Source organism: Vibrio furnissii CIP 102972 (assembly GCF_000176175.1).
GTDB classification, from domain to species: Bacteria; Pseudomonadota; Gammaproteobacteria; order Enterobacterales; family Vibrionaceae; genus Vibrio; species Vibrio furnissii.
Genome location: NZ_ACZP01000013.1, coordinates 721,447 through 739,524, shown reverse-complemented (window position 1 = coordinate 739,524; position 18,078 = coordinate 721,447). Strand labels below are relative to the sequence as shown.

Annotated in this window: 15 protein-coding genes; 12 read left to right on the top strand and 3 right to left on the bottom strand. The window is 49.3% G+C overall.

The window, feature by feature from the left end:
* The first annotated feature begins 9 nt into the window (after positions 1-9).
* A complete protein-coding gene (locus VFA_RS07315; RefSeq protein ID WP_004726078.1) occupies positions 10-948 on the top strand; it encodes an NAD(P)-dependent oxidoreductase in 939 nt (312 codons plus the stop codon).
* Between the two features lie 92 nt (positions 949-1,040).
* Here the strand turns inward: VFA_RS07315 and yidA are convergent, their stop codons facing one another.
* On the bottom strand, positions 1,041-1,865 hold the full coding sequence (gene yidA / locus VFA_RS07310) for a sugar-phosphatase (protein ID WP_004726077.1): 825 nt from the start codon (positions 1,863-1,865) through the stop codon (positions 1,041-1,043).
* A 273-nt stretch (positions 1,866-2,138) separates the two neighbouring features.
* Here yidA and queE point away from each other — a divergent pair, with 273 nt between their 5' ends.
* From queE to VFA_RS07260, 10 genes are all read left to right on the top strand, one after another.
* Positions 2,139-2,789 carry a 7-carboxy-7-deazaguanine synthase QueE gene (queE, locus tag VFA_RS07305; RefSeq protein WP_038151196.1) on the top strand — a complete coding sequence of 217 codons (651 nt, stop codon included), beginning with the start codon at positions 2,139-2,141 and terminating at the stop codon, positions 2,787-2,789.
* 12 nt (positions 2,790-2,801) lie between these two features.
* Positions 2,802-3,491: a 7-cyano-7-deazaguanine synthase QueC gene (gene queC / locus VFA_RS07300; RefSeq protein ID WP_004726075.1), complete on the top strand. Its 690-nt coding sequence runs from the start codon at positions 2,802-2,804 to the stop codon at positions 3,489-3,491.
* Between the two features lie 368 nt (positions 3,492-3,859).
* Entirely contained in the window at positions 3,860-4,951 is a 1,092-nt protein-coding gene (locus tag VFA_RS07295) for a NapC/NirT family cytochrome c (protein ID WP_038151193.1), read from the top strand.
* A 19-nt stretch (positions 4,952-4,970) separates the two neighbouring features.
* Complete coding sequence (locus VFA_RS07290) at positions 4,971-7,418, top strand: molybdopterin guanine dinucleotide-containing S/N-oxide reductase (protein WP_004726073.1); 2,448 nt, start codon at positions 4,971-4,973, stop codon at positions 7,416-7,418.
* A gap of 130 nt (positions 7,419-7,548) precedes the next feature.
* Complete coding sequence (locus tag VFA_RS07285; RefSeq protein ID WP_004726072.1) at positions 7,549-8,157, top strand: HAD family hydrolase; 609 nt, start codon at positions 7,549-7,551, stop codon at positions 8,155-8,157.
* Between the two features lie 192 nt (positions 8,158-8,349).
* Positions 8,350-9,270: an alpha/beta hydrolase gene (locus tag VFA_RS07280; protein WP_004726071.1), complete on the top strand. Its 921-nt coding sequence runs from the start codon at positions 8,350-8,352 to the stop codon at positions 9,268-9,270.
* A 194-nt stretch (positions 9,271-9,464) separates the two neighbouring features.
* A complete protein-coding gene (gene grxB / locus VFA_RS07275; protein WP_004726069.1) occupies positions 9,465-10,115 on the top strand; it encodes a glutaredoxin 2 in 651 nt (216 codons plus the stop codon).
* A gap of 170 nt (positions 10,116-10,285) precedes the next feature.
* On the top strand, positions 10,286-10,510 hold the full coding sequence (locus VFA_RS07270; protein ID WP_004726068.1) for a hypothetical protein: 225 nt from the start codon (positions 10,286-10,288) through the stop codon (positions 10,508-10,510).
* Positions 10,511-10,734: 224 nt separating this feature from the next.
* Complete coding sequence (locus tag VFA_RS07265; RefSeq protein ID WP_004726066.1) at positions 10,735-11,721, top strand: ABC transporter substrate-binding protein; 987 nt, start codon at positions 10,735-10,737, stop codon at positions 11,719-11,721.
* Complete coding sequence (locus VFA_RS07260; protein WP_004726065.1) at positions 11,718-13,052, top strand: diguanylate cyclase domain-containing protein; 1,335 nt, start codon at positions 11,718-11,720, stop codon at positions 13,050-13,052. Before VFA_RS07265 ends, VFA_RS07260 begins: the two co-directional genes overlap by 4 nt.
* On the opposite strand, the gene VFA_RS07255 is transcribed toward VFA_RS07260, so the two are convergent.
* Positions 13,053-13,601, bottom strand: coding sequence for an MSHA operon transcriptional regulator (locus tag VFA_RS07255; protein ID WP_004726064.1), 549 nt, complete (start codon positions 13,599-13,601; stop codon positions 13,053-13,055).
* A 417-nt stretch (positions 13,602-14,018) separates the two neighbouring features.
* On the opposite strand from VFA_RS07255, the gene VFA_RS07250 reads away from it, so the two are divergent.
* On the top strand, positions 14,019-15,161 hold the full coding sequence (locus tag VFA_RS07250) for a GGDEF domain-containing protein (RefSeq protein ID WP_038151189.1): 1,143 nt from the start codon (positions 14,019-14,021) through the stop codon (positions 15,159-15,161).
* Positions 15,162-15,236: 75 nt separating this feature from the next.
* Here VFA_RS07250 and VFA_RS07245 read toward each other — a convergent pair whose 3' ends face one another.
* Positions 15,237-18,059 carry an Hsp70 family protein gene (locus VFA_RS07245; protein WP_004726062.1) on the bottom strand — a complete coding sequence of 941 codons (2,823 nt, stop codon included), beginning with the start codon at positions 18,057-18,059 and terminating at the stop codon, positions 15,237-15,239.
* Between the last annotated feature and the right edge of the window lie 19 nt (positions 18,060-18,078).

Below are 18,078 nucleotides of genomic sequence, written 5' to 3'. Positions count from 1 at the left end.
CAAAATAAAATGCGATACTTTCCTCTGTTTCTGGATTTAACAAATAAACCTGTGCTCGTTGTTGGCGGAGGAGAGGTAGCGTGCCGCAAGATTGATGCGCTGCTGCGTGCTGGTGCGAAAGTGACCATTGTATCACCACAAATTGCCTCGACTCTTCAATCCTATGTGGATGACCGCAAATGCCAATGGATACAGAACTTTTACTCCTCGCAATTGCTCACAAAGGAGTACTTGCAAGTCTGGGCGACAACCGACAATCCTGAACTCAATCATCAAGTGCATAAGGATGCAAAAAAACTTGGTATTTTAGTCAATGTGGTGGACGACCAACCTTACTGTGATTTCATCACGCCTTCGATGATTGAACGAGGTCGAATTCAACTGGCGATCTCCAGTGGTGGCGCGTCTCCGGTACTGATTCGCAACGTCCGTGAAACCTTGGAAGCGGTCCTGCCACAAAACCTAGGATTATTGGCTGATTTCGGAGCGTCAAAACGCAACTCAATTAAAGAATTTTTGCCGACAGTTGATCTACGTCGCAAATTTTGGGAGCTGTTTTTCGCAGAAACCGAAGTTAAAAATGCCAAAGATCGTGAAAGCCTCGAGAAGATTTATATTAAAGCGCTCGATAAGCCGTTGGATGAACGTGGTGAAGTGACGTGGGTTGAATTTGGCCAGGATGTTGAGCTTCTGCCGCTGAAAGCACTGCGTTACATGCAACAGGCCGAACTGGTCTTGCATGCGCGTTCATGCCCGTTTGAATTTATTGATTTGTGCCGTCGCGACGCAGAACGTGAACACTTTTCCAGTGCCGCCGAATTGAGTGAACGCCTACAGCAAGCGAGTCAAGCGCAGCTTCGCGTGTGCGTTTTGATCCCTCAAGGCACCCAAGAGTACGCGTTGCTGCAAGCGCAACAACGTGTGCTGGGACAAGGCTACGAGAAATAGCCGCGTCGCGCTTTGGACATCCAATCAAGTCAGAAATGAATCCAAGTAAAAAGGCGGCCATAGGCCGCCTTTTTGATCTGAAGTCTATGTGTTTACGCGTCACAGGGTGTTTTGTTGAGCGCAAACTTTTCGATGGCTACAGCAACACCATCTTCATCGTTGCTCAACGTAATGTAATCGGCAATGCGCTTGGTTTCTTCCATCGCATTTGCCATCGCAATGCCTAGGCCAGCATAGTTCAGCATGTGGTGATCGTTTTCAGCATCGCCCATACATATCACCTGACTGGCCGGAATGTTGAGGTGGTCAGCAATCGCTTTGACACCGACGCCTTTATTACTTTTCGTGTTGAGGAATTCAAGGAAGAATGGGGCACTTTGCACAATGGTGTATTGTTCATGCAGTTCCGCGGGTAGGCTTTCAATCGTGCGAGTGAGCAGCTCAGGTTCGGCAACAATCATGGCTTTGATAATCGGGTGATCGTCTTCGAGCAGTTCGAAGTCCATTTCCGTGATCGTCAGGCCGTTAATCTGCGCTTCGACTTCGGTAAATTGGCTGATCTTTGGTGTGATCAAGCCGTGAATTTGGCTAAATGCATGGGTATTGACGCCCATCTCGTTTGCCAAACGCGCTACCATTTTTGCACTACGACCATCCAAAATCTGTTGATAGATGATTTCGCCTGTGCCGACATTGGCGACCATTGACCCGTTGTAGTAAAGCACGTAATCGTCGTTGGATTGGATGTTCAGTTCTTCAAGCTTACTGCGCATGCCATCAATCGGGCGGCCGGAGGCCAACACCACTTGAATGCCTTGTTCACGTGCCTCAGCAATCGCCAGTTTAGTCCGTGGTGAAATCTGCTTTTGGCTGTTTAAAAGGGTGCCATCCATATCAAGAGCGATCAGTTTGTACATGTTTTACCTAAAAAGTCTGCGCGAAACGGAAGTCAAGATTATACCTAAAATATGACAGGATGCGCGTTTTTGATGAAAGTGATGTTCAATGAATGGGCATAAGTATGCGCTGGATAGCGCTATGTTTGAGTCAGGTTTGAAGGATCTATCGGCGCTTTTTATGCGAGTCACGTCGGTTTTAAATTGACCTTCACGAACGCATCCTTTAAGGTCAGCGACCTGCAATTTTTGGATAACAAGTTAGGCAATTTTACCTTGTATAAAGTAAACGAAATGTTTGAGACGATTCAGGGCGAGGGCGTGTTTACCGGCGTGCCTGCGGTTTTTGTTCGTCTGCAAGAATGTCCTGTCGGTTGTGCGTGGTGCGATACCAAACAAACGTGGGATGCGGCGCCCGCTGATGAGCGTTCATTTGATGAAATTCTGGTCAAGACAGAAGACAATCCGAACTGGTGTTCGGCATCTGCGCAGCAGATCATCGAACGATATCGTGCTCAAGGTTATACGGCCAAACATATCGTGATCACAGGTGGCGAACCTTGTATCTATGATCTCGTGCCATTGACCCAAGCGTTTGAAGCGATCGGTTGCCGTTGTCAGATCGAAACCAGCGGCACATTTGCGGTACAAGCAACGGAAAACACTTGGGTGACAGTGTCACCAAAAGTGGCCATGAAAGGCAAACTGCCTGTGGTGGATGTGGCGCTGCAACGCGCCAACGAGATCAAGCACCCTGTGGCAACAGAGAAAGACATCGATAACTTAGACCAACTTTTAGCGCGCGCGGGTGTGCCGGCAACGACGGTGGTCGCGCTTCAACCGATTAGCCAAAAGCCACGTGCAACGCAATTGTGTATTGATACCTGCATCGCGCGTAACTGGCGCTTGTCGATCCAAACCCACAAATATCTCAGTATTGCGTAAAGGAATCGTAGAATGAAAAAAGCAGTTGTCGTCTTTAGCGGCGGTCAGGACTCAACCACCTGTCTGGTTCAAGCGTTGAAAGAGTTTGATGAAGTGCATGCGATTACGTTTGATTACGGGCAGCGCCATAAATTGGAAATCGAAGTGGCTCAAACGCTGGCGAAAAAACTCGGTGTGAAAGCGCACAAAGTGATGGATGTGGGGCTGTTGAACGAATTGGCGATCAGCTCACTGACGCGCGATGACATTCCGGTGTCCAACGAACTGCAAGAAAATGGCCTGCCTAACTCATTTGTCCCAGGCCGCAACATTCTGTTTCTGACGCTGGCGGGCATTTATGCTTACCAAATCGGCGCGCAAACCGTGATCACGGGTGTGTGTGAAACCGATTTTTCGGGCTATCCCGATTGCCGCAATGACTTTGTCAAAGCGATGAACAGTGCGTTGGTCTTGGGGATGGATCGTGAACTGGAGATTTGCACGCCGTTGATGTGGTTAAATAAAGCTGAAACCTGGGCTATGGCGGATCAAAATGGCGCGCTGGAGCTGGTGCGTCATGAAACACTGACGTGTTACAACGGCATCATGGGGGATGGCTGTGGCGATTGCCCGTCGTGTCATCTACGCAAAGTCGGCTTAAATGATTATTTGGAACATCGTGAAGCCGTGATGGCTGCATTGGTTGCAAAACAAAACCAATAATTTTTGCTAAGACAGATTGACTTGATGCAGTGATAGTGGCGATTGCATTCGCGCACTATCGCTGCATTTTTTTATCGTTATTTTCTTCATTTCGATTACCGCTATACCTTTCATTTCTCTACCTATTTCTCTCAAATTCTCTTCTGTAACCCGATTTATTCGTATAAGAACTGAGAAATCAGCGCAAATTGTTTTGCGATAATTTGATTCTGGTACAAAAAGTGATGTGAATCACATTCACCTATGCTATCGATTGACTACTATTAGAAAGCCTAACCCTAAGGGGTAGGGTCGCACTCGCAACTCTGTTCAGATCATCGAATTAGGCTTCACTGGAAATCATCCCCACCACAGATTTGTGAGGAAAAATGAGTATAAAAAAAGGCGCTATAGTGCTTGTTCTCGTCATTGGTGTTGTCATTGGTTGGCTATCACTTGGCGTAACGCATGCCATCTTAGAAAAAACGTCGAGTACCGAGTTTTGTGTTTCTTGTCACACTATGGATACACCTTATAAGGAATATCAAGGTTCGGTTCATTTCACCAATGCGAAGGGTATTCGCGCTGAATGTGCAGACTGTCATATTCCGACCGATACCATCGATTACTTAATCACCAAAATTCGCGCATCCAAAGATATCTACCACGAATTCATCACCAAAAAGATCAGTACCGATGAAAAATACGAGGCACATCGCGCAGAAATGGCGGAGATGGTCTGGGCGCAGTTAAAAGCGAATGACTCTGTGACGTGCCGTTCTTGTCACACTGAAGACGCGATGGAAACTTACGACCAGTCACCTGAAGCGCAGAAAATGCACCAATATGGGATTGAAAATAATCAAACCTGTATTGATTGTCACAAAGGGGTCGCGCACATTCTTCCTGAAGTGAAAATGGACAGCCAAGCACTGGCGCATTTGGTGGATGAAGCCAAACTCACGCCAACCACGGCAAAAGAAGTCTTCACCCTTCAAGTCACGCCAATTGGCGATTTGGGCACCATCAATCCGGCGACCAAACTGGCGGTGGTGAGCGATCACGATGGCAAACGTACCGTAACGATGCAGGCTTACCAAATGCAAGGGGCTGAGCAGGTTCTGTATATGGGCCAAGGCAAACGTGCTGTGGTCGCGATCTTGACAGACGCGGGTCAAAAAGCGTTGAAGACAGGTGAGTACAAAGAAGACGATTACGGTAATCAATGGCGCCAAGTTGAGTTGCAAGGCGACATCGAAACGCCAGTGTTGGCGAAAGTGGATTCTCTATGGTCTTACGCAGAGCAGCTAGACAATGTGTACTGTTCAACGTGTCACGCCAAAATCCCAAGTGAACACTTTACTGTCAACGCATGGCCTGCGGTTGCGAAGAGCATGGGTGATCGCACATCGATCAGCAAAGAAGACTTAGAGATTCTGACTAAGTACTTCCAATACAACGCAAAAGATGCCGCTCAATAACCAGTATAAGGATTCAGTGATGACAACTATCACACGTCGAAGTTTTCTGAAAGGTGCAGGTATGACAGCGGGCGCTTTTGCTATCTCTTCTGTTGCACCGATGCCTGTTTTCGCGAACGAGCGCAGTGGTTCGGCTGTATTAACAGCGGGTCGCTGGGGCGCCATGTTGGTTGAAGTGAAAGATGGCAAAATCGTGTCATCGACCAACGCACTGCCACAAACCGTGGAAAACAGCCTGCAATCGTCTGCGCCGGATCAAGCGCACACGCAGGCTCGCGTCAAATACCCAATGGTTCGTAAAGGATACCTCGCAAACCCATCTAAACCGCAAGGCACTCGTGGCGACGATGAGTTTGTCCGCGTAACTTGGGAGCAGGTGTATCAATTGATCCATAAGCAGCAAATGCGCATTCGTAAGCAGTATGGTGCGGAGTCAGTGTTTGCAGGATCTTACGGTTGGCGTTCGAGTGGCATTTTGCACAAAGCGCAAACTTTGCTGCAACGTTACATGAGTATGGCGGGCGGTTATTCGGGTCACTTGGGTGACTACTCAACGGGCGCCGCGCAAGTCATCATGCCGCATGTTGTGGGTTCGATTGAAGTTTATGAGCAACAAACCACGTACCCGATGATCATGGAACATTCGGATGTCGTCGTGCTTTGGGGACTCAACCCAATCAACACACTCAAAATCTCTTGGCTGAGTACCGATGGTGCTGGCCTTGAGTTCTTCCATCAACTGCAAAAATCCAACAAAACGATTATTGCGATTGATCCAATGCGCTCTGAAACTATTGAATTCTTTGGCGACAAAGTGCAATGGTTGGCACCACATCCGGGCACGGACGTGGCGATGCTGTTGGGTGTGGCACATTCATTGGTGGCGAAGAAACAACATGATGTGGAGTTTTTGAGCAAATACACCTCAGGTTACGACAAGTTTGAAGCGTACCTGCTGGGTCAATCCGATGGCGTTGAGAAAACACCGCAGTGGGCAGAAAGCATTTGTGGCGTGCCCGCGAAACAGCTTGAGTTGTTGGGGGATATTTTCAGTCAAAACCGCACCATGATCATGTCCGGTTGGGGCATTCAACGCCAGCAATACGGTGAACAGAAACACTGGATGCTGGTTACATTGGCGGCGATGTTGGGTCAAATTGGCTTGCCGGGCGGTGGTTTTGGTTTCTCTTACCATTATTCTAATGGCGGTAACCCAACACGCAACGCTGGTGTGTTACCGGCGATTTCTGCTGAAATTTCAGGGTCATCTTCGGCGGGGAACGATTGGGCCGTTTCGGGCGCAGTCAATGCGTTCCCGGTTGCACGTATCGTGGAAGCGCTGGAAAATCCAGGCGGAAAATATCAACACAACGGCCATGAGCGCACGTTCCCTGAAGTGAAAATGATCTGGTGGGCGGGCGGTGCCAACTTTACTCACCACCAAGACACCAACCGTCTGATCAAAGCGTGGCAAAAGCCGGAGCTGATTGTTATCTCTGAACCGTATTGGACGGCGGCAGCAAAACATGCCGATATCGTATTGCCCATCACGACGTCATTTGAGCGCAACGACCTCACTATGACCGGCGACTACAGTAACCAACACTTGGTGCCAATGAAGCAGGTGATTGAGCCGCAATTCGAAGCGCGAAGCGATTTGGATGTGTTTGCTGACATGGCCGAGCTGCTCAAACCGGGCGGTCGAGATGTGTACATGGAAGGCAAATCGGAGATGGAATGGTTGGCCGGTTTCTACAAAGACGCACAGAAAATTGGTCGAGCAAACCGTGTGGCAATGCCTAACTTCAGCTACTTCTGGAAACAGAACCAACTGATTGAAATGAAATGGAACGAAGAGAACGCGAAGTTCGTGCGTTATAAAGACTTCCGCGAAAATCCGATCCTCAATCCGCTGGGTACGCCAAGCGGCAAGATCGAAATCTTCTCGAAAACCATTGAAAGCTTTGGCTACAAAGATTGCCCTCCTCATCCAACGTGGCTACCGCCAACCGAGTGGGTGGGGAATGCCAAAGATGGCGAGCTGCAACTGATGACCTCACACGCAGCGCACCGTCTTCATAGCCAGCTCAACTACGCTAAGCTGCGTGAACTGTATGCCGTTGCCAACCGCGAGCCGATTTGGATCCATCCAGACGACGCGAAAGCACGTGGCATTGCGGATGGCGATTTGGTGCGAGCGTTTAACGATCGTGGCCAAGTCTTGGTGGGCGCGCTCATTACAGATGGCATCAAGCAAGGTTCGGTGTGTATCCACGAAGGCGCATGGCCTGATTTTGATAAACCACACGGTATCTGTAAGAACGGCGGTTGTAACGTGTTGACGGCAGACATTCCGTCTTCTCGTTTGGCGAATGGCTGTGCGGGTAACTCGTCACTGGTTAAAATCGAAAAATGGCAAGGTGAAGCGCTACCGCTGACAGCATTCACACCGCCACAAGGCGCGTAGTTTTTCTTTACGGTCATCAAACCGCTCTTCGGAGCGGTTTTTTGCTTGTGTCAAATCCCCAAATGCGAGCGAGTCTTCAACATCTGGTCATCAATCTGCGCTAGACTCGACGCTAAATCAGGAGGCGTATATGGCGATAAAAAATGTGGTGTTTGATATTGGAAACGTCATTGTAAAATGGGCACCTGCAGAAATTTCTGCGTTAACCTTTGGCGAAACAGAGCAGGCGAAAGAACGAGCTAAATTATTGTTCCATAGCGAAATTTGGCGAGACCTCAATAAAGGTCATTACACCGAGCAACAAGCGCAGGTGAAGTTTCACCACACGCTTGGCATTGAGCCTACGGAGCTCGAGACCCTGTTTCACTACATTAAAGCGACACAACAGCTGATTGATGGCACCCAGGTTTTGATGGATGACTTACTGAGTGCAGGTTACACCTTGTATGCGCTGACAGATAATGTGAATGAGATTGTGGCACACCTGAAAACCACGTATGACTTCTGGCCGAAATTTACCGGTGCAGTGGTCTCCAGCGAATGTGGATTGCTCAAGCCAGATCCGCGCATCTATCAACATTTAGCGCAAAGCCAAAACATTATTCCGCATGAGTCAGTATTTATGGATGACATGCCCGCCAATGTGCAAGGCGCGATTGAGCAGGGATTTCACGCCTTCCAGTTTGCGACCGCTCAAGATGCGCGTGCGCGTTTGCATGCATTAGGATTAGCGTTCTAGTCTCGCTTGTGGCGGTGTTCAACGGTGAAATTCGGGCTGACAATGCATGGCCGCTTGTCAGCCTTTTTTGTTTCTAGACGATTTCTTTTCTTGGTTTTGCCAATTCGTGCTGAAAAATTGTGATCTGTATATTTATACAGTTGTTTGTCTTTGCGTACAATAACCAAAATTTTGCGACAGAGAACACGAAGGATGACATCAACGTCAACACCAAATTTAGAGCGTGGCATCGCCACATTGGTTGAGGAATTTCTCGCCAACAGAGTGAAACATGCACCTTTACCGTCGGTTGCTGAGCGTCGAGCAGGGTATGAAGCCAGTGCGGTGCTGGCTGGCGATGTGCCTGCCGGCATCCGTGTGGAAGAGCGCCAAGTTGGTGACCTCACACTGCGGATTTATCGTCGGGCAACGCAACTGAATTCTGCCATTGCGCTTTATTATCATGGGGGCTGCTTTGTCAGTGGTGGCTTTGCGACGCATCACCAACAACTGGCAACGTTGGCGATGCTCAGCGGGTCGATTGTGGTGGCGGTGAGTTATCGTTTGGCGCCTGAGCATCCTTATCCTGCCGCGCACGATGATGCGTATGAAGCTGCGCAGTGGGTTTATCACAACGCGGCGCTGCTGGGTGGGGACGCGCAAAGCATCACGCTTTTGGGCGACAGTGCTGGCGGATATTTGGCTTTGGCGACGAGTCTGCGTTTAAAACGCCAAGGGCAGTGGCTGCCAAAGCAGCAAATCTTGATTTATCCGATGCTGGATCCGACGGGCAGTTCAGGCAGTTATCAAACCTTTGGCGAAGACTATGTCATCACCAAAGCCATGCTTATGTCGGGCTTTGAGCTTTACGCAGGTCAGCAGATGAACCGAGATGAGCTCAATCTGCTGAAATGTGATGATCTGGCTGGCCTGCCGACCACGCACATCTTGACCGCGGAATGCGATCCGCTGCGCGACGAAGGCGAGCAGCTCTACGGTTTACTGAGTCGTAAAGGTGTCGAGGTTCATTGTCAGCGCTATTTGGGGGTGATCCACGGATTTTTCCAACTCGCAGGCATCAGCCCGGCGGCGAGACAATGCTTGCGTCACGTCGCATCGCTCATTTCGTTGTGAATTAATTCTCTGTGAATTATTTCTCGATAAACTGGGACGAGCCAACGGCATCGGTGCGGCGGAGTTCTGCTTCCGCCGATGCTGGGTGGATTGCTTTACTAACATGGCGAATTGATTTATCAATCATCATGTTATGTTGAGTTTTCCCCTTGAGTCGTTAGACTGAAAGCAATTCAACTGGCTAAGGATCGATTATGAAACTGTTTGTTTTTCAACATTGCCCGTACTGCATTAAAGCCATGATGGTGGCGGCTTATAAGAACGTTGATGTCGAGTGGGTCTATCTACAAAACCATGATGTTGATGCTCGCATTGAAAAAGTGGGCGCCAACATGGTTCCGATTCTGCAAAAGCCGGATGGCAGCTACATGGCCGAGAGTTTAGATATCGCGGCGTATTTGGATGCGTTTGATGGCCAGCCGAGATTGGCTGTTGCACAGCAGGGGGAAAAAATTGCAGAGTGGCAACGTCAAATTACGCCGTTTAATGGCCCATTGGTTCACCCGCGTTGGATGATGATTGAGTTGCCTGAGTTTCAACAACCCGAAGCGAAAGCGTGGTATACCAAAAATAAATCGGCCATGATTGGCATGAGTTTCGACGATGCGTATGCAAAGAGCGCGGAATTTCTAGCGCCCATGAACGCGTTATTGGCGCAACTGGATTGGCTAGTTCTGCCTTCAGAGCGAGGCCACACACTGAACTATGATGATGTGAACATGTATCCGACGCTGCGCAATTTAACGGTCGTGAAAGGCATCGAGTTTCCAGCACGAGTGCGACAGTACATCGATGAAGTCACTGCGCTGACGCACATCCCGTTATACGACGATGTTGCAGTGTAGTGATCTAACTAACTGTAGCAGAAGATAATTTACTTCGCTTGTTCTTTTTCTTCTATCGTTGATCCTTCTCATAAACCGAAGAAGCACTGGTTAAGTACACAGTGTTTTTCTTGACTTCCTATGCCACTTTACTATGCTGTATACATAAACAGTGGTAAAGGAGGTCTTCTATGTTGTGGGATACACTAGAACGCGTTAACCGCCTGCGCCAAGAGGCGATGTCTAACCCGGAGTTCATTCAATCTGCTAGAGAGCATGAAGAAACATTGAAACACGTCGAACAAGAGTTCGAACCTAAACGCCATCGTAAATCTCATTCATCTAAACCGAAATCGTTAGCAGACATCTACAAACAAGCGGATTTCGGACACAATCCTTCAGATACTCAACATTAACGTTAAGGAGCCCCATTCTGTAAATGGGGCTTTTTTCGGTTGCACTTCAAGACGATGAATAATTTTGTCTAATTTAAGATCAATGGTTTTAAACACTTAAGTGAATGAATGCTTATTGTTGCATGCAGGGCACAAATAACCGACTAAACTGCTAAGTAATACTACAGTGGACACAACCGTCAGGGGCTCGAATGGAGAGCAAGTCTAAAGGCTTGAGACGATATATGGTCGTGGGTGCATGCGTTGCGCTCTCGGTGATTGCATCTGCTTATTTCTACTGGCGAGGTGAAGCTGCGAAACCTTCAACCAATCAACCTCATATTCGCATTGCCGTTTCACAAACCCCGCTGTCATCGCCTTTCTTTATTGCCTCACAACTGAAATTGTTCCAACGCCAAGGGCTTCATGTTGAGCTAGTCCCATGTAGCGGCGGCGTGGCGTGCGCGGAATCTTTGTTCCGTGCGGATGTTGATTACGCCACGGCATCGGAATCGGTGGCGATGTTCAAGAGTTTTGAACGCCAAGATTTCGTATTGCTCGCCAGCTTTGTCAGCTCAGATAACGATCTCAAACTGTTGACGTTAGAAAACCGAGACATCAATGGCATTCAAGATTTGAAAGGTAAGAAAGTTGGCGTGATTAAAGCCAGTTCCAGTGAGTTTTATTTTGATTCTGTGTTGATCGCCAATAACTTGAAGCATTTGGATTTGGAAAAGGTCTATCTGACACCGGATCAGCTCAATCAGGCATTGTATGGGTTTAAGGTGGATGCGATTTCGGTGTGGGAGCCTTGGGGTTACCGTACCGAGATGACGTCGTCCTCCAAGGTGATCAATCTGGGCTTGGTTGGCATTTACAATCTGTCGTTTAACTTAATGACGATGAAAGACCGCGTTGAACAAAGTGATGATGAATCGATTCGGCTGCTTGAAGCGCTTAAACAGGCGATTGCTTGGATGAACGACAACCCGGATCAAGCGCGCTACTGGGTGGCCAATTCACTCAACATTCGTGAACATCAATTGGAATGGTCGTGGCAAGATTACGCCTTTCGCTTGTCGCTGGGGAATGCGCTGCTGTCGAACATTCAACTTCAAGCGCGTTGGGCGATTGAGAATAACCTTGTTGATGGCTCGTTACCTGATTATCGGCGTTACTTTGTCTCCGAGCCGCTGGAGCAAGTGTTGCAAACGGAGGTGTCATTCAAATGATTCACTCTGTTTCACGTAAATTGACGCTGCTATTTGTTGCGACATCAATGTTGGCCATTTTAATCGCGTATTCGCTGTGGGATTTATCGCAAGAACAAAAGCGTACTCAGAGCGAACTGACGCAAATCATGCAGATTCAACGCAGTGTCGACATGCTGCGCAGTCAATTGTGGATCTTCCTGCAGTATGACGATGCCAACAGCCTCGATCAGGTGTATATCGCGCAGCAAAATCTCTCGGCCAAGCTGTCGAAAAATCCAGAGTTTGAAAACAACATTCAAAACCTAGCGCGAATGAATGGCAGCTTGGCGGCGTTACTGCGTCAGGAACGAGAACTTGATTATGACCGTCGCACCTCATCAAGTGACTTTGTCGGCGCCAGTGAACTGCTGCATTCACGCTACAACATGTTGGTGCAGAATATGACGGAAGAGTTGTTGTACCTGCAAAAAGTGGTGTTAGAAAAGAGCGCGGAAAGCCAACGTTCGGCGTTGATGACCAGTGCGCTGCACCTTCTGGTCTTTTCGGTCATTGTGTCCGTGATTGCATTTATGATTTTAAAACGTGTGCGTCATGGGTTTGCGACGTTAAAGCAGGGGATTGCTGAGCTGGCGCAGGGGGACTTAAGTAGTCGTTTGTCGATTCATCAACAAGATTCTGAGTTTGTCACCTTGGCGCAGTTCTTCAATCGCATGAAAGAGTCGCTGCAAAGCTCGATTGTGACGCGCGAAGAGTTGCAACACGAGGTCGCTAGGCAGACGGCCAAACTAGAGCAGCAAAAAGAGCAGTTAAGATTTCTGTCGGAAAAAGATCCGTTGACGGGCATGCTCAATCGCCGCGCGTTCAAAGAACACTTGCACGATGCCATCGTGCATGCCAACCGCACTGGTGTGAAGCTCGCGCTGTTGTTTATCGACTTAGACAAATTTAAAGCGATCAATGACAGCAAAGGCCATGATGTGGGAGATGAAGTGCTGATGCAGATTGGGGCAAGGTTAGAGCAGAACATTCGTGAATCGGACTTTTGTGGCCGCTTTGGCGGTGACGAGTTTGTGGTGTGTCTGAATCTGATCAAAGACTTTGAAGGGATAACGGCGAAAACAGAACGGTTGATTGAGCAATTAAGCCAGCCGATGGAGGTGTGCGGAGAGCCGGTGAGCGTCGGTGTCAGTATTGGTATCAGCCTGTATCCCGACCAGAGTCAGGATATGGTGGCCTTGTTACGCTTGGCCGATGAAGCGATGTACAAGGCCAAAAGTGCGGAGGGCAACCGTTTTTTTTGTCCACTTCTTCATCAGGGCTGTGATGAAGACAGCTCGAAGTTGGGATGATCAGAAATCCGCTTTACCCACGAAGTAAGGATTGTTGAATTTCTTGGCAGGCCCCAACTCAGAGACGACTAAGCGATTCCATAAGGCTTTATCAAATTCCCCTTTAGGAATCGACGGATAGAGCGTTTCCTCTTCTTCGCGCGCAAAACGCAACAGCTCTTTTTTCTTGATCTGGTTGTACTTTTTCGCCACGCGATTGTATTTGCGCATCCATTCCACCTTAAACGCGCGGATTGCTGGCTCCGCTTGTTCCAGCGGGATACGCGACAGGTAAACTCGTTTATAGGCAACTTTTCGATCGAGCATGGTTAAGATTGTCGTTTGAAGATAGCTGCCATGATGCGTGATCGAAATGTCATCCTCCGAAAACGGTGTTAGACACCATCCACGTGGCAGAAAGTCGGCTTTTTGATACCGCTGATTGCGCAGCACCAACGCATCATGCAACACCAAATCAGAGGTGCCACGAAATGTCGCTTGCCATTTTCCAATGCGAATCTGGATTGAACCCGGCAAACGATAAATGTGCATAAATTTGTCTTGATTCATTGACTGCAATAACCCAACGAGTGATTCGAAAATCGAATACGAAATTAAAACGTTTTTTGCTCAAGTGACTTGAGCTAAGACAAAGCCGTTGATTGTTTTTCCAGCGAAGACGTTGTGATCGGTATGCAATATACCGCCGCTCTGACGTTATTGTAGTCATTATTATCAATAATTGAGCGAGGGCGCGTATTCTATCCTGCTTTCACGCAACATTGCGAGCATAAATCGAACATTTTTTCGTCGTAATGAGAAAGTCTTGGTAATAACAGGTCGTTCAGCGCTACTATTGGTGACATCAATAGTTCGTTGGTACTTTCTTGTGATCAGTGCTGACGGACGTGGTCAAAGCGCATTAAAATCCACAAAAAACGATAACAACGAGATGCGTCTCGAAAGATTGATTGGAAGTAAACTATTTTGCTTGATATTGATGTTCTAAAGTTTGCAACGATACTCAATAACGTTATCTGCAGTATCATTGCTTGCATCTTCCTCTGGTTACTCAGACGCAAACTGACGCACCATAAAGTCTCTGCGGCGGGTTGGTTTGCCGCCTATTTTTTGTTGTTTTCGTTAGCGTTTGCGACCACAACGATGCGCGGATGGGTACCGATTGAGCTGGTCGTTGTGAGTAACAACTTCCTCTACCAAACCGTCACCTATATGTTGCTTTTTGGTGTGATGAGTTGGTTTAAACGGCCAATTACGCCACGACTCATGAGCTTCGCAGCAACACATATCATTGCTTATACCTGCGTGCAACTTTGGTTGCTGCAACAGTTCCCCGAGCATTTTGATTGGCGGATCAATCTTGCAGCCGTCAGTTATTCTGCGGTGCACCTGACCAGCGTGTGGCTAACATTCCGCTTCATGAAAAAAAACAGTAGCGGCGAAAAATTACTCGCGACCTGCTTGCTGTTGTCGAGCCTGTTTGTCTTCTTACCGATGTTTCTCTTTCACCAGTTTCACTCAAAAGTCTACTTCTTAAGTGGCGTGGTGGTGGGGCAAAACCTGCTGACTATCGTGAGCTTAGGGGCGATGTTGTCTCTATTCTTCTACGATGAAATCGAATGGCACTATCATCGCGCAATTCACGATGAGTTAACGGGGATATTTAATCGTCGTTACTTTATGGAACAGGCCGAACGACGACTTAAGCAGGCCAAAGCGCACTACACGATCGCGATTATTGATGTGGACCATTTCAAACAGGTGAACGACAGCTTTGGACATGATGTGGGCGATCGCGCGCTTGAAGCGATTGCACAGCTCATGCATCGCCAGTTTCGTCACGATTTGGTGGCTCGGTATGGCGGCGAAGAGTTCGTGGTGTTGTTGGCGGGCAGTATTGAAGAAACCCGATTTAAACTGGAACGCTTTAACCACGAGGTTGCGAATCATGCGATGGAAATCTACGGTCATCATGTCGATCTGACGGTAAGTATTGGCATGGCGTCGGTGGCGTCCGAACAGCATTTGCATCAGGCTCTCAAGCAGGCCGACATCGCGTTATACGATGCGAAAGGCAAAGGGCGAAATCGCTTGGTCTCGCTGGTGTGATGGACTTTGTCCCAGACCTTTCGTGTTGTGTTGCCATTGAAAAAATAAGAGCCAGCGTTGCTGGCTCTTTTGCGTTTAATGCGGCAGCAGCATCAGGCCGCTTGGCAGGGCATCACCAAATACGCGCTTCGATTCGCTTTCCGTTAATTCGGCGACTTCTGCCACCAAAGTGACCCAAGAATCCGGCACTTTACTCTGCTTAAGTTTATCGAGAACTTGAGTACGCAAATCGTCCGAAATATCCAACGCGCGGTCACCCGTTTTACGGCAAATCATCACTGCGGCAAACGCGATCATCGGCTCTTTCGCCCAATTCTCAGTCATCAGTTTTGGCAGCCATTGTTGAACTTGTTCGCGAGGGATCACGTTGTGCGCGCTGCCATAGAGCGGCGTGCGAGCGGCAAGGCGACCAACGGCCCACCAGTGCGCTTGCTCAAACTGGTTTTGGTGAATCGCTTTGCTGATGAACCAACTGGTCAGCAACACTTTATCTTCCACATCCAGATGTTCCAATGATGCGGCCAAACGCACCATGGCTTCGTACCCTTTGTCTTGCGCTTCTTTCACCGATTTCGGGTTCCGTGATGCGCCCGGGTGCAGGTACTTGGCGATGTCTGCCAGAATGGCTTCTTGTTGCTCTTGGTTCAATCCGCCCGCTACACGGCGCCAGAAAACCCACCAGTCCGTCCAACCTTGATGATTTTGGAACTGAATCCCTTGTTGGTAAAGGGGCCACATTTGCTCAATGCGCCAACTGTCGGTGGCATCACCAAAGCCCGGGCGCAGCGTATAGCCCGCGAGGCGCAGCCAGTTTTTCTCGTGTTGTTCTGAGCGGCGACGACGTTTGCGTCCTTGAGCAAAGCAATCAAATAGGCTGCGTAGCGTTAAAAAGTCCCATTCGTCGCGTTTCCCCAACAATTTGTCGAGATCTTTGCTCAGCGTTTTGACTGCGCCGGCTTCCGCGCTCGCTTTGTTGCCACTGTAGGTTTTGATGATGAGCTCTTTCGCCTGCTCTAAACGCGGATCGGTTTTGTGTTCCGCTGCATCGCCGTCGCTTGATGAGCGGGCATCGTGGCGAACTTCAAATTCCATCAGCCAGCGTTTGTGTTCGTCGTCTACAGAGACACATTCGATTTTTAGCGTGCCCACTTCGGTTAACTGGCAAGCCAGCTGCACTTCGACGCGTTGCTTTTGGTTAGCGTGTAACTGCACCGAATCATCGCCTTGCAGTGTGGTGATGTATGGCGGCAGCGGCTGAAATTTGTCAGCATCGATGTCAACCAACACCCCATTTTGCACCGCGATATGATCGGTGAGCGAATCGTGGGTCGAGGTCAGTAAGTTAAAGCGAACCGGCTCGCCCAATGTGAGCGAAAAGCGGCGACTGGTGAGTCGAATTTCTTGGCCTTCTTCCGTGCCTTTCGCTAGCAGACATAGGGCTTTGCCCATGCGATTCTTTTCTTGCAGATGCAGGAAGTAGGAGCGGGCAGCGCCGCCGCCAATTTTAAGTTGCGCTCCTCGGCGCGCTTTACCAAAGGCCACGGCGCCAAGTGCCACCGACCAATCTGGATGCGGGTTATCGAGCTGAGTGACCGCGTCACCGCGCCAATGTTCAAGCAGCGACAACATGCGATCGGTGATGAGGTCGCTGTTGAATACGCCACCGTTGAGCAAGATGCCGACCGGGATCGCAGGCTGGCTTGAATCTTCCAATTGCAGTGCGGCGTGCGAGACCTGTTGGTGCTGAGTCAAAAACTCCGCCACGTGTTTACTGACGGCAGGATCGGCGACATAGGGCAGGCCAAATTCTACCACTGCGCTGCGGCGCTGATCGGGCAATTGATCGAAATCGGAAATCGGGAAAAAGCCATCCAAGGCGATTTGGTGGACTTCTTCTTTACTGAGGTGAATGCTTTTCGTACCGCCCAGCAGTTTAGAGCCACTGCCCAGCATGGTGATTTTCACCGTCTCTGGGGCATGAGCCGACAACAAATTCTCTTTGGCTTGGCGCGTTTGCTGAATCAACTTGGTTAAGCCGGACGCCGTCAGCTTCTTGCCCTGATTGAAACGCGATTCGGCCAAGTGCGCTAAGGCGAGATCGAGGTTATCACCGCCGAGCATCAAGTGTTCGCCAACCCCGATACGATTCAACGCCAATTGATCGTGTTCGAATTTGGCTTCAATTAAGCTCAGGTCGGTGGTTCCGCCGCCAACATCGCACACCAAAATCAGTGGCAAGTTAGCCAGTTGTTCGGCGGCGGTTGCTTTGTGGCGAGCGTACCAGTCGTAACACACCGCTTGCGGCTCTTCGAGCAGCACAATGCGGCTCAAGCCCGCGAGACGTGCGGCTTCTAGGGTGAGCTTACGCGCGGTTTCGTCAAACGAGGCTGGTACGGTGACCACCACGTCTTGATCTTCCAGTCGGTTGCCCGGATGGCGATAGTTCCATGCCTGGCGAATGTGATTGAGATAGCTGGCGCTGGCAATCACTGGCGAGACTTTCTCGACATCAGCAGCACCGGCCCAAGGCAAAATCGGCTGTTCGCGATCCACGCCTTGATGGGAGAGCCAGCTTTTGGCACTGGAGACTTGGCGGCCTTCGACTTTTGCGCCTAAATCGCGCGCCCATTGGCCGACGATCACTTGGGGCAGATCGCCTGCAACGGGTTGAGGTTCCCAAGGTAATGTGAGATCGCTGTCGGCAATTTGGCCAACTGCAGGATGGTAACGGAAAGAGGGCAGGAGTGGTTTGCGAACCACTTCACCCGGACCAATCAATTGGTCGATGGGAAACAGCTCAACCGGAGCGTTTTCGAGATCATCGCTCAGTTCACAGAATGCAACGACGGTGTTGGTCGTTCCTAAATCGATCCCGACCAGAAAGCGCGGTGTTGTCATAGGTAACCTCGATTTCAAG

Excerpts from the sequence above, each read along its gene's own strand:
- VFA_RS07315 (WP_004726078.1), top strand. The coding sequence starts at position 10 with ATGCGATACTTTCCTCTGTTTCTGGATTTAACAAATAAACCTGTGCTC.
- yidA (WP_004726077.1), bottom strand. The coding sequence starts at position 1,865 with ATGTACAAACTGATCGCTCTTGATATGGATGGCACCCTTTTAAACAGC.
- queE (WP_038151196.1), top strand. The coding sequence starts at position 2,139 with ATGTTTGAGACGATTCAGGGCGAGGGCGTGTTTACCGGCGTGCCTGCG.
- queC (WP_004726075.1), top strand. The coding sequence starts at position 2,802 with ATGAAAAAAGCAGTTGTCGTCTTTAGCGGCGGTCAGGACTCAACCACC.
- VFA_RS07295 (WP_038151193.1), top strand. The coding sequence starts at position 3,860 with ATGAGTATAAAAAAAGGCGCTATAGTGCTTGTTCTCGTCATTGGTGTT.
- VFA_RS07290 (WP_004726073.1), top strand. The coding sequence starts at position 4,971 with ATGACAACTATCACACGTCGAAGTTTTCTGAAAGGTGCAGGTATGACA.
- VFA_RS07285 (WP_004726072.1), top strand. The coding sequence starts at position 7,549 with ATGGCGATAAAAAATGTGGTGTTTGATATTGGAAACGTCATTGTAAAA.
- VFA_RS07280 (WP_004726071.1), top strand. The coding sequence starts at position 8,350 with ATGACATCAACGTCAACACCAAATTTAGAGCGTGGCATCGCCACATTG.
- grxB (WP_004726069.1), top strand. The coding sequence starts at position 9,465 with ATGAAACTGTTTGTTTTTCAACATTGCCCGTACTGCATTAAAGCCATG.
- VFA_RS07270 (WP_004726068.1), top strand. The coding sequence starts at position 10,286 with ATGTTGTGGGATACACTAGAACGCGTTAACCGCCTGCGCCAAGAGGCG.
- VFA_RS07265 (WP_004726066.1), top strand. The coding sequence starts at position 10,735 with ATGGTCGTGGGTGCATGCGTTGCGCTCTCGGTGATTGCATCTGCTTAT.
- VFA_RS07260 (WP_004726065.1), top strand. The coding sequence starts at position 11,718 with ATGATTCACTCTGTTTCACGTAAATTGACGCTGCTATTTGTTGCGACA.
- VFA_RS07255 (WP_004726064.1), bottom strand. The coding sequence starts at position 13,601 with ATGAATCAAGACAAATTTATGCACATTTATCGTTTGCCGGGTTCAATC.
- VFA_RS07245 (WP_004726062.1), bottom strand. The coding sequence starts at position 18,059 with ATGACAACACCGCGCTTTCTGGTCGGGATCGATTTAGGAACGACCAAC.